This window comes from Microvirga calopogonii (assembly GCF_003347665.1).
Lineage (GTDB): Bacteria > Pseudomonadota > Alphaproteobacteria > Rhizobiales > Beijerinckiaceae > Microvirga > Microvirga calopogonii.
Window position 1 is genome coordinate 1 of the sequence record NZ_QDGA01000138.1, and the last position, 11,494, is coordinate 11,494.

The following is an 11,494-nucleotide window of genomic DNA, read 5'->3' on the forward strand; positions in this document are numbered from 1 at the left end:
ATACCAACTCCCATTGATCAGAACCCGTGCGCCCAATCACGCAAGCCAATGGACATGATGGTCCAAGGTTGATCCGTGAGCTTGGTCCAAGCCGCGCAGCAGTGATCGAGAATGTCGGTGTAGGACGTGAAGATCCGGTTCGAGAGCCAGTTCTCCCTCATGTACTGCCAGATATTCTCCACCGGGTTCAACTCGGGTGCCTTGGCGGGCAGCGGCACCAGGGTGATGTTGGCCGGCACCTGCAGTTTGCGTGAGACGTGCCAGCCGGCCCGATCCAACAGCAGCACCGCATGCGCTCCCGGCGCCACGGCTTGCGCGATCTCCTTCAGATGTTCGTTCATCGCCTGTGTGGTGCAGCGGGGCAGCACCAGGCCGGCTCCCTTGCCTTCAGCCGGGCAGATCGCCCCGAAGATGGAGGTGGAGGCGGTGCGCAGATCCCGCGGCGCCGAGGGCCGCGTGCCGCGCTTGGCCCAACGCCGGGTGATTTTGTTCTTCTGGCCGATGCGCGCCTCGTCGGCAAACCAGATCTCTAAGGGCTGGCCATGAGCCGCGGTGGTCGCGATCTCCGCCACACGCGCGGGGAAAGTTTTTTAAAATCCTCGACCGCCGCCTCGCTCTTGGCGTGATGCCGCGGGCGGGCCGAGAGCTTGCGATAGCCCAGCGCCCGCACTTCCCGGCTCAGCGTCTGTTTCGAGACCGGGAGGCGATACTCGTCCCAGAGCCACTGGATCAGATCGACCAGCCGCCAGCGCACCACCCCATGCACCGCCGGGATCGGGCCGGCCTCGATCATCTGCACCAGGTGCTGACGATGCTGATCGGTGAGCCTGGAGGGCTGGCCCGGGGGCTTGCGGTCGATGAGCCCCTCGGGTCCGTGCGCATTGAACTTGACCACCCAGTCGCGCACGATCTGCAGCGTCACCCCGCCGATCCGCGCCGCCTCGGTGCGGGAGACCCCCTCATAGATCGCCGCCAGCGAGAGCAGACGGCGGGCTTGCGGGCCATCCTTCGCCTTCCTGGCCAGCGCACGAAGCTGAGACGCATTGAAGTCAGAACGGAGTGGGATCGGCATGGCAAACCTCCCTGGTTCACCCAACTGAATCACACCTGCCACAGTCCGGGAAATCACAAACGAGTCAGCTCTTCAGGGACCTGGTATCATCTCATCCGTGCCCGGCCGGCAGGCGGCGAACAGATACAGACGTAAGTTCCGAGGATGGCCCTGTCTGCGGCCGCGGAGCGAGCGAAGCCCGACCTGGGCGCGTAGAGCCTATGCCCTCCCGGGGGCTTGCGGCACCACCGCGCTGGCACAGGCCGGCGGGGCTTTATCGTTTCAGGTCACCACTGCGCGACATGGAAGAGGCAAGGGCATGTGTGATGCCTAACCCGAGGCTTCTAAGCCCCTTCAGGCCCAGCGTCTCGCACCCGAGACGGGCAATGTTCAGTGCCGCATTGTGATCCCGATCATGCTCGGTTCCACATTCGCTGCACACCCACTGCCTGACCGCAAGACCTTCTCGGCCTTTTGGGCCGCTGAGTGCATGACACCCAGAACAGGTTTGCGTTGTAAAAGCCTCATTCACCTCGGCAAACACAACTCCAGCGTGATCGCCCTTGTACTCAAGGAAGTTGCGTAAGGTGCTCCAGCTCACGTCCAGGGTCGCCTTGGCGTTCCCGGACGCGATCTGCCAGGTGGATGAGATGTTGCCGACGAAGATCGCTCCCGCCCGGTCGACCACGGCACGGGAGAACTTGTGCAGAGCGTCCTTTCGGCGATTGGCGATCTTGGCATGGATCGTCTGAACTTGACGTCTGCGGCCCTGCCGCTGCGCCTCGGCCAGCTTCGGCTCGAGGTCGCGGTCGAAGGTCGCCTGCTCCAGCTCCGGCCCGTCGGAGCATTTGGCCGCCGTCTTATGCCCGAGATCAATGCCGGTCACCGCCGTGCGGTTGGTCGTGGTCCGCTCGATCTCACAGACGATGTTGCAGTACCAGCGGCCGCGGGCGTCCTGCGCGAAATTGCCGGACTTGATCTTGCCCTGCAGCTCCCGATGCTGCCACAGCCGGAACTTCTGTCCTCGCAGTGACACAATGGATCCATTGATCTCGATGTCCTGGTTGGTGAAGGGCACCCAGCCGAGAGATCGCCTGGCGCCCCGGCTGACCCGCCACCGCAGCTTTGGTCGACGTGCAGCTTTGCGCTTGTCGAGATATTCGTCGATCACCTCTTGGATCACCTGCGATGGCAATCCAAGCTCACGACTGGCACCTTTGGTCAAAGCCCGAAGGTCTTTCTTGCTGATCCATCGCGGATCGCGTTGGGCCGACTTGGCGCTGACCTCGTTGATGAAGTTCCACACGAAATTGACCGCATTGCCCAACGCGACAAGACGCGTTCCGCTTGTTGCGTCCTTCACGCGAAAGCTAAACGTCTTGTAAGCGGGAGCTGGGGCGGTCGGATCCATGCTGGAACAGACTAGGAACATCCACCCACTCTGTCAAATCGGATACGCGGCAGGCGCCGCGTGCGCCTGTCCATCCTCGCCCTCAAGGGCGAGGGCTTCCGGCGCTTGCTAAACTCGATATCGTTGATCGCCTTGAGGCGTCAGAATGCGTAAGCGATCTCCCCGACAACGAGGTGGCGGCCTACCTCATTGAGGCGGCTGAGACGACCGAATTCCTTTGATTCCTGCTGGAGCCACTGGAGGATATTGGGCGGGCGGACTTGCCGCCCAAGGGCAGTGCTCAGGAAGTGTTGAGGGATCCCCACGATTCCCAGGCGCGGGGGACAAAGTCGAGGCCTAGAGCCCGACCATCTTCATGCCTGGCACTGGGTAGCGGGTGCCGGCCGCAGCGCCCGGCGGAATAATGCGGTTAATGCGCGCCAGGTCGTCCCTGGTCAGTGTCACGTCCAGCGCGCCCGCATTTTCCTCTAGATACCGGCGCCGCTTGGTGCCGGGGATCGGCACGATGTCATCGCCCTGCGCCAGCACCCAGGCGAGCGCGAGCTGCGAGGGCGCGCAGCCCTTCTCCCGGGCCATGGCCTCGATCTCGCGCACGAGCTCGAGGTTCTTCTGGAAGTTCTCGCCCTGGAACCGTGGCGAGTTCCTGCGGAAATCGTCGGCCGCGAGATCGTCCACGCTCTTGATCTGCCCGGTGAGGAAGCCGCGGCCGAGCGGCGAATAAGGCACGAAGCCGATGCCGAGTTCGCGCACAGTCGGCAGGATTTCGTCCTCCGGGTCCCGGCTCCAGAGCGAGTATTCTGTCTGCAGCGCCGTGATGGGATGAACCGCATGGGCGCGCCGGATGGTCTGAGGGCCGGCTTCCGACAGGCCGAGGTAGCGGACCTTGCCCTCGCGCACGAGGTCAGCCATGGCCCCGACCGTGTCCTCGATCGGCGTCTCAGGGTCGACCCGGTGCTGGTAGTAGAGATCGATCACATCGACGTTCAGACGCCTCAGGCTCGCCTCGCAGGCTTGGCGCACGTAGTCGGGCTTGCCGCTGATGCCGAGGCGCTCCCCGTTCGGACCCCGCAGGTTGCCGAACTTGGTGGCGAGCACCACCCTGTCGCGCCGGTCCGCGATGGCGCGACCGACGAGTTCCTCATTGCGGCCGACGCCGTACATGTCCGCGGTGTCGAGGAAGGTCACGCCGAGCTCGATGGCGCGATGGATCGTGGCAACGGATTCGGCCTCGTCGCCGCTGCCGTAAAACTCGGACATGCCCATGCAGCCAAGGCCGAGGGCGGACACCTGCAAGGAACCAAGCTGACGTTGCTGCATGGAAGGTCTCTTGTTCTGAATAGGCGACATGCCCGCAGGTATCGTGGCGGACGCGGCTTGAACTGGGCCAATCCAGCCCAGTTTCAAGTCTCGAAAGGGTGGTCAGCACATCGTGTCCCGTGCCGCCGACGTGCCTTCCATGATAGGTTTCATCGTTTCTCTCGCAGAAGGGCCAAACCGCGGTGGCTGCTCTCTGGTCGAGCGGATTGCTCCGCCCGCTTGTAGCTTCTCAAAAGCCTGCACGCATAGCCGGTGGGCGACGCACAGCATGTGATGGCGCACTCGCGTGCACGATCAAACAATCCGTAGCCGTGTCGTCGGCGCCAGGGCTACCATCCGCCTGTTGGATGCAGCGCGTGCCGCGGCACGAAGGCAAGACAATGCGTAAGCCAGGCCCAGGTGGTTTCGTCCCATGCCCCCGATGTCCTCGAAGTCACTGGCTACGCCCGTATATACTTACATGTATATACGGAGGATAGGATGGCCACAGCCAAGGTTTTCCGCTCGGGCAACAGTCAGGCGGTCCGCCTGCCGAAAGAGTTCCGACTCACCAGTGATGGGGTCGAGATCTTTCGCCGGGGCGATGAGATCGTTCTCCGCGAGAAGCCAAGAACGTTAGAGCGCCCCTTTGATCTGCTGTGTGAGCTTCCGGACTTTGAACGCGCCGACGCACTGCCGCAGGAGCGGGAGGGCTTGTGATGGCGCAGCCCACCTATCTCCTGGACACCAACATCTGCATCTACATTCGCCGGGGGCGCCCGAAGGTGGTGTTGGATCGGTTCAAGATGCGGCCTGCCGGCTCGACGGCCATCTCGGTGGTGACCTACAGGGAGCTGATCGATGGCGTTCACAAGAATCCTAACCCGCAGAAAGCCATGCTGGTTCTTGAGGATTTGACGGCCTGGATCCCGGTCCTGCCCATGGCCGCAGACGTGGCGAAGGCCTATGGTCTGATCCGGTCCGATCTGGCTGCCCGCGGTGAACGCATCGGCAATAATGATCTCTGGATTGCGGCTCATGCCAAGTGCCCGGGATTGACCCTTGTCACCAACAACGAGCGCGAATTTCAAAGTGTAGAAGGTCTCACCATTGAAAACTGGGTGGCGGCGTAAGGCGCCCTCACCGAACAGGGCTGTTCCATCTCGGTAAGCCCGGATGTGACGACACTTCCATTAGGCAAGATGCCCGAGGTCGGTCTTGCTGAAATCATCGCCTGTGAACAGGAGTTTGGCCCTGTTGCCCTTGGCGCAGGCGTAGGCGAAGCAATCCCCCATATTGAGCTTTGCCGGATGACGTCCCTCGCCGTATTGGGCGTAGGCGTCCAGTGCGAGGGTGTACTCACGCTCGCTGATCGCAACCCACTCGAACCCGAGCGCATCGAGAAAGCGCTGCACGTGCTCGCGAGCAGCGGGAACCGAGAACATGTAGCTGTGGCAAAGCCCAGCCACGGTTTCCCAAACGGAGATGGGAGAGCACAACCGGCGCTGCTCGGCCTCAAGACGGTCCGTGAGCGCGTCGGCAGCCGGCTGGCCTGTGATGATCGCCATCAGGGCCGAAGCATCCACAAAGACCATCAGAGCGCTCCAGACAGGTCATCGAAGAAGTCTTTGTCGGCGGCCTTGCCCGTAGATGGAGGGAGAGCATGGGCCGCCCGAAGTGCAGCAGCACGCTCCCGCAGCGGGATGGCATCGCGCGCACGATCCAACTCCGCCTGGACCGCAAGGCGAACAGCAGCTTGCTTGGTCAGGCCTCGAAGCTTGGCAAGCTGCGTAACCAGCTCAGCGGTTGTATCATCCTTGATATAGAGCGGCATCAGCTTCTCCGATTAAATATTCTGATATTCGAATGAGGATATCCGAATATCCGTTGGCGAGCAAGATAGTTCGGGCGAGCCTGTACAACAGGAAGAAATGCGCTGGCTCACAAGCCGCAGCGGCTCAAATCTCATCGAAGGCCAGCTCGAATAGACTTTGAGACAGGGCTTTCCTTTGCCCTCTGCCGCGGATCGATCCACCCCATTGTAGCTCCCACCACGCGTCTGCGGGCTTGTTAAAAAAAATTGGCAGAACGAACCCAACGATGGCCGCGTCGGGGTGAGTTGGTCACCAGAAGACCTCCGTCGCCGGACCAGCGAACGCCCCTAGATCGTCAGCCGCGGGAAGCTCTGTTAGGCAGGCCCTGAAGTCGCGCCGCTCGGCATCCTCCTGCCCAGCTCACGGGAGATCTCCCGCGTCGGAAGGTAGTTGGCACTGTAGGTGTCAAACAGGCCGCTGACCCATGTAAAGGCACTGCTTCGCCGCGATTCACTTAATTCGTCGTGAAAAATGGAATCGGTTCATAGGCATCAGCAGATGTGAGACCTCTGCCGATGGTCGTCGGCCATTTCAGTCGGAACAGGATTATCTCAGTTCCTAAAGATGATGGAGCCTGCTGAGTGGCCTTATGGTCCCGGTTTAGAGCCGCTGCTCTGTCCGTCTGCCGGTCACTGCCGTTCATCCGCAAGGAGATGCTGACGATCGGCGTTGCCAAGGAACTCGTGCGCCGAGCGCAGGCCGCGACGGTGTGACACGCTTCCCGGTCAGTCTTTATTGACTTCTGCCGAAGAAAGTTGACGCGAAGCTCGCGATCCCGCAAAAGAACGCGCGCTCAAGATGCGGAACAGAGCATTCCGCGTCGTCCAATGAGGCTTCAGCGGGAATGCTCTTCAACTCGGTCGCCTTCCTGTTCGCCTTCCTGCCGGCTGCATTGCTGGCCCATTGGACCGTGGAGCGGTTTAGGCCTGCATGGCGGTTGCCTGTGCTTCTGGGGCTGTCGCTCTTCTTCTACGGCTACTGGGACTGGCGGTTCGTGCCGCTGCTGATCGGCTCCATCGTCATCAATTGGCTTATTGCGAGGGCCTTCGTGCGCTCGGGGCTCTCTCTCCTGGTCCCGATGGCGATCGCCGCCAACCTGCTCGTCCTGGCGGTCTTCAAGTACTTAAACTTCTTCATGGATCTCGCCGCCCTCGTGCCCGGGCTGCCGAGGCTCCACGTGGAGATCGCGCTGCCGCTCGGCATCTCGTTCTTCACGTTCCACCACATCATGTACCTGACGGATCTGAAGAAGGGCAAAGCGCCCCTTTACGATCCTGTCCGCTACGGCCTCTACATCGCCTTCTTCCCGCAGGTTCTCGCAGGTCCTCTGGTGCGCTGGAGCGAGATCATGCACCAGTTCGAGGAGCGGCCCTACCGGCGGCCCGATGCCGACGAGCGTTTTGCCCGCGGGCTCATGCTGCTGGTCTGCGGTCTGGCGAAGAAGACCCTTCTCGGCGACCCGCTATCCGAATACGTCAATCCCATCTTCCAGGCGGCGGCCGCCGGCAAGGCCATCGCGCTGGGCGAAGCCTGGCAGGCGATGCTCGGCTTCACGTTCCAGATCTATTTCGACTTCTCGGGCTATACCGACATGGCGCTCGGCCTCGCGCTGCTCTTCGGCATCGTCCTGCCGCAGAACTTCGACGCGCCCTATCGCTCTATGTCGCTGCAGGATTTCTGGCGGCGCTGGCACATGACCCTGTCGCGGTTCCTGCGCGACTACCTGTACATCGCCATGGGCGGCAACCGGAAGGGCTTGGCCGTCCAGCTCGGGGCTCTGTTCACCACCATGACCCTGGGCGGCCTCTGGCACGGCGCCGGGCTGACCTTCGTCGCCTGGGGTGCCGCCCATGGGCTCGCGCTCGGAGCCGGCGTGCTCTGGCGACGGGCCGGGCTCCCCATGCCGGGCTTGGTGGGCTGGACCCTGACGATGCTGTTCGTGATGCTCACCTGGGTGCTCTTCCGCGCCACGAGCTTCGACGCGGCGCTGCGGATCTACGAGGGCCTGATCGGCCTGGGCGGGGCGGACCCGTCGATCAAGTGGCGCACGATTCTGCTCGCCGCGTTGGTCGCCGTGTTCGGCCCCACGGCCTGGAGGCTCGTGCACCGGCTTCCGCCGCGTCGGGCGATCGCGATGGTCTTTGTGATCCTCCTGGTGGTCGTTCTGTTCAAGATCGGCGACGATGCGAATTATGAATTCATCTATTTCCAGTTCTGACGCGGCCGCGCGGCACGACCGTCCGCGCTGGCGGCGCTTTGCCGTCATCCTCGTGGCCGGCGCGGCGATCGTCCTGGCTCTCGCGCTGGCGGCGATTTACCTGATCGATCCCTACGACACCGGGCGCTCGCCCTTCTTCTCTCGCGCAGGCCTACGCCCTCTGGCCCCGGCGATGGCGAATGCCAGCCGCGGGCGCAATCCGGCTTTCAATGCCATGATCGCGGGCAATTCCCGGATCCAGCTCATCTCGCCGGAGCGGCTGAAGAAGGCAACCGGTTTGGATTTCGTCCAGATGTCGGTTCCAGGTTCGGGGCCGAAGGAGCAGCTTGCGCTGATCGACTGGTTTCTGAGCCATCGGCGGGGGCCGGTAAAGGCCCTGCTGGTGAGCATCGACGAGAGGTGGTGCGCGTCTGACCCCGCCCTGCCGAGCGAGCGGCCTTTTCCGTTCTGGCTCTATGCAAGCAGTTCGCTTGAATATGCTCGCGGGCTGCTGCGCTGGGAGGTCCTGGAGGAGGTGCCGCCGCGCCTCGCCTATCTGCTGGGACTGAGCGCCGAGCGACTCCGGCCGGACGGCTATTGGGATTACGACGCCGAATACACCCGGCGGGGCGACAACATGGCGGCAGCTCACCGCCAAGAGCTTGAGGCCAAGCCGTATGCGAATGCCCAACGTTACGACAGAGACCCTGTGGCGGGGGCGCGGTCCTTCCCCGCGGCAAATCGGATGGGAATTGTCGCTGCCTCTCTTCCTGAGGATGCAGTCCTTATTCTGGTCGTGCCGCCTCTGTACAAAAATGCACTTCCGCCCGAGGGGACAGAACAGGCTTTCCGGCTGCAGGCTTGCAAGGCGGCTATTGCAGGTGCTGCCCAGAATGGGCACCCACGCACGGTACTGATCGACTGGCGGACCGACCGTCCCGAGATCACGAACCCGGCATGGTTTTATGACATAATCCATTACCGCCAGCCTATTGCCCAGGCGATAGAGGTGGATATTGCCGAAGGATTTGAGCGGCTTCGCTAACGCATCCCGTTGTTGCAGGGGACACAAACTGATCGTACTCAGCAACCAGCTGCGCAGCTATATCGTCCTTAGTATAAAGCATCATCAGAACTTTTGATCAAATATCAGAATATTCAGGGCGGAAATATACTTCAGACGGGTCAGGTCCGTCATAGGAAAAGACGGGCTGATGTACAGGCTCCAGTGGCTTGAGCTCCATCAAAGATCTGCTCGATAAGCGCTTGGAGGCAGGGCTTTTCCTTGTCAGCGGCAGCGGATTGGTTCATTCACATTGTGGCTCCCCACGGTGCGTCAGTGAATCTGGTGGATACTGCCAAGACGAACCGGCCCGTTGCCGCGTCGTAGTGTGTTGGTCCTGTTCACAGGACCTGGTTTCCAGCAGCCTAAGAGTCCTCAGAAAGGCCGATTCGGGCCAGCATAGTGTTGTAGCAATTCGCCACGGCCGCACGGGCTTCAGCCTCTGTTACAGCTTCACCAATCACCTCGGTGGCAACTGGGAACCGGATCGACCAGCGCCAGAATTCTCCACTCGGCGCCTGAACACGGAAGTAATGTCCAAATTCAAGCTCCCCTGCATAAACGGTGTGGAATGTCTTAGATGATACCTCTGCCAACCCACGAGCCTCACGGCCAACTGACGTCTGCTCAAACCGTAACATAATTTTTCCCCTTAATCGTTACGGACGTCCCGTATTGATTTGCCCCGTGCTAACATCGATGAGGTATTCTGCTTTGGTGTTTGGCTGACGTTCTGCCGCGCCGTGGGTCTGTTCGGGTACAAACGGTAGAGTTGGCCGGCGTTGATCGTATCCCAGCTATCGGCGTGTTTGGATGTAGAAGACTTGTAGGGGAGGAAACTCGACATGATCTCTCTTCGATTCGAAGTAGACGTTGCTGTCACAGTGCCTCAGTTCACCTGATTTGCATGGAATCTTCACCTCCGAAAAAGTTGTTCTGAGGGACTAAGATGTTGTACCCACTTTTGCAGCAAAATGTCCTGTGGTCTTTGTCAAGAAGCTCATACGGCTCTACGGGTCGTAGCCCAAGTTGTCTCCCCGTGATGGCCGACGCCAGACGCATTCGCACTGCGGGTGCTTGTAGCCATGCTGTGTCCGCGATCGTCCTCGATGCAATCGGGCAGGCGCTCGAATGCCTCCAGCCTTCGCTCCGCGCGTCCAAACTCATGTAGGAAGATCTGCAATTTTGAACCTCGAGCACGGGCTCCTGACGATCTTCACCAAAGATCTCCAACGAAAAGACCTGCGTGCCGGAAGAGGCTGGTCATGGGTGCAGGCCGTTGCTGAAGGCGTCCGAGCTCGCGGTGGGCATGACGGTGCAAGTCGGCGACTTGCCCGGGTGGCGCGTCCTCCATGCCTTGCATGACGCATGCATTGCACTGCTCCTCGGGTTGAGTTTTGGCGCATAGGCCGGAAGGTAGGTCGCCGCATAATCCTGCGGGTGATACCAACTCCCATTGATCAGAACCCGTGCGCCCAATCACGCAAGCCAATGGACATGATGGTCCAAGGTTGATCCGTGAGCTTGGTCCAAGCCGCGCAGCAGTGATCGAGAATGTCGGTGTAGGACGTGAAGATCCGGTTCGAGAGCCAGTTCTCCCTCATGTACTGCCAGATATTCTCCACCGGGTTCAACTCGGGTGCCTTGGCGGGCAGCGGCACCAGGGTGATGTTGGCCGGCACCTGCAGTTTGCGTGAGACGTGCCAGCCGGCCCGATCCAACAGCAGCACCGCATGCGCTCCCGGCGCCACGGCTTGCGCGATCTCCTTCAGATGTTCGTTCATCGCCTGTGTGGTGCAGCGGGGCAGCACCAGGCCGGCTCCCTTGCCTTCAGCCGGGCAGATCGCCCCGAAGATGGAGGTGGAGGCGGTGCGCAGATCCCGCGGCGCCGAGGGCCGCGTGCCGCGCTTGGCCCAACGCCGGGTGATTTTGTTCTTCTGGCCGATGCGCGCCTCGTCGGCAAACCAGATCTCTAAGGGCTGGCCATGAGCCGCGGTGGTCGCGATCTCCGCCACACGCGCGGGGAAAGTTTTTTAAAATCCTCGACCGCCGCCTCGCTCTTGGCGTGATGCCGCGGGCGGGCCGAGAGCTTGCGATAGCCCAGCGCCCGCACTTCCCGGCTCAGCGTCTGTTTCGAGACCGGGAGGCGATACTCGTCCCAGAGCCACTGGATCAGATCGACCAGCCGCCAGCGCACCACCCCATGCACCGCCGGGATCGGGCCGGCCTCGATCATCTGCACCAGGTGCTGACGATGCTGATCGGTGAGCCTGGAGGGCTGGCCCGGGGGCTTGCGGTCGATGAGCCCCTCGGGTCCGTGCGCATTGAACTTGACCACCCAGTCGCGCACGATCTGCAGCGTCACCCCGCCGATCCGCGCCGCCTCGGTGCGGGAGACCCCCTCATAGATCGCCGCCAGCGAGAGCAGACGGCGGGCTTGCGGGCCATCCTTCGCCTTCCTGGCCAGCGCACGAAGCTGAGACGCATTGAAGTCAGAACGGAGTGGGATCGGCATGGCAAACCTCCCTGGTTCACCCAACTGAATCACACCTGCCACAGTCCGGGAAATCACAAACGAGTCAGCTCTTCAGGGACCTGGTAT

Annotated in this window: 11 protein-coding genes; 5 read left to right on the forward strand and 6 right to left on the reverse strand. The window is 61.7% G+C overall.

Annotation, left to right across the window (positions count from 1 at the left end):
• Positions 1 to 17: 17 nt before the first annotated feature.
• From DDF70_RS33175 to DDF70_RS33185, 3 genes are all read right to left on the reverse strand, one after another.
• A protein-coding gene (locus DDF70_RS33175; protein ID WP_114948168.1) for an IS630 family transposase occupies positions 18 to 1,072 on the reverse strand; the annotation gives its coding sequence in 2 pieces (ribosomal slippage) (positions 18 to 586 and positions 586 to 1,072; 1,056 coding nt in all).
• 253 nt (positions 1,073 to 1,325) lie between these two features.
• The gene (locus DDF70_RS33180) at positions 1,326 to 2,414 is read right to left on the reverse strand and encodes an RNA-guided endonuclease InsQ/TnpB family protein (RefSeq protein WP_162820861.1); all 1,089 of its coding nucleotides are present in this window, start codon (positions 2,412 to 2,414) and stop codon (positions 1,326 to 1,328) included.
• A gap of 384 nt (positions 2,415 to 2,798) precedes the next feature.
• On the reverse strand, positions 2,799 to 3,779 hold the full coding sequence (locus tag DDF70_RS33185; RefSeq protein ID WP_114948847.1) for an aldo/keto reductase: 981 nt from the start codon (positions 3,777 to 3,779) through the stop codon (positions 2,799 to 2,801).
• Positions 3,780 to 4,259: 480 nt separating this feature from the next.
• On the opposite strand from DDF70_RS33185, the gene DDF70_RS33190 reads away from it, so the two are divergent.
• Positions 4,260 to 4,478 (forward strand): antitoxin, encoded by a 219-nt coding sequence (locus tag DDF70_RS33190; protein ID WP_114948848.1) that lies wholly within the window; start codon positions 4,260 to 4,262, stop codon positions 4,476 to 4,478.
• Complete coding sequence (locus DDF70_RS33195) at positions 4,478 to 4,891, forward strand: type II toxin-antitoxin system VapC family toxin (RefSeq protein WP_114948849.1); 414 nt, start codon at positions 4,478 to 4,480, stop codon at positions 4,889 to 4,891. Before DDF70_RS33190 ends, DDF70_RS33195 begins: the two co-directional genes overlap by 1 nt.
• Before the next feature lie 60 nt (positions 4,892 to 4,951).
• Here DDF70_RS33195 and DDF70_RS33200 read toward each other — a convergent pair whose 3' ends face one another.
• Together DDF70_RS33200 and DDF70_RS33205 are read right to left on the reverse strand one after the other, a co-directional pair.
• Positions 4,952 to 5,353, reverse strand: a complete 402-nt coding sequence (locus DDF70_RS33200) for a type II toxin-antitoxin system VapC family toxin (RefSeq protein ID WP_114948850.1) — start codon at positions 5,351 to 5,353, stop codon at positions 4,952 to 4,954.
• On the reverse strand, positions 5,353 to 5,592 hold the full coding sequence (locus tag DDF70_RS33205) for a type II toxin-antitoxin system VapB family antitoxin (RefSeq protein WP_114948851.1): 240 nt from the start codon (positions 5,590 to 5,592) through the stop codon (positions 5,353 to 5,355). Before DDF70_RS33205 ends, DDF70_RS33200 begins: the two co-directional genes overlap by 1 nt.
• Before the next feature lie 621 nt (positions 5,593 to 6,213).
• Between DDF70_RS33205 and DDF70_RS38920 the strand changes: the two genes are divergently transcribed.
• From DDF70_RS38920 to DDF70_RS33215, 3 genes are all read left to right on the forward strand, one after another.
• Positions 6,214 to 6,345, forward strand: a complete 132-nt coding sequence (locus tag DDF70_RS38920; RefSeq protein ID WP_281024416.1) for a hypothetical protein — start codon at positions 6,214 to 6,216, stop codon at positions 6,343 to 6,345.
• Between the two features lie 131 nt (positions 6,346 to 6,476).
• Complete coding sequence (locus tag DDF70_RS33210; protein ID WP_114948852.1) at positions 6,477 to 7,850, forward strand: MBOAT family O-acyltransferase; 1,374 nt, start codon at positions 6,477 to 6,479, stop codon at positions 7,848 to 7,850.
• Positions 7,825 to 8,874, forward strand: coding sequence for a hypothetical protein (locus tag DDF70_RS33215; protein ID WP_114948853.1), 1,050 nt, complete (start codon positions 7,825 to 7,827; stop codon positions 8,872 to 8,874). Before DDF70_RS33210 ends, DDF70_RS33215 begins: the two co-directional genes overlap by 26 nt.
• Before the next feature lie 1,478 nt (positions 8,875 to 10,352).
• Here the strand turns inward: DDF70_RS33215 and DDF70_RS33220 are convergent.
• Positions 10,353 to 11,407, reverse strand: a protein-coding gene (locus tag DDF70_RS33220) for an IS630 family transposase (RefSeq protein ID WP_114948168.1) whose coding sequence is annotated in 2 segments (ribosomal slippage) — positions 10,353 to 10,921 and positions 10,921 to 11,407 — 1,056 coding nt in all. Because the reading frame shifts where the segments join, the coding sequence is not laid out codon by codon here.
• Positions 11,408 to 11,494: the final 87 nt, after the last annotated feature.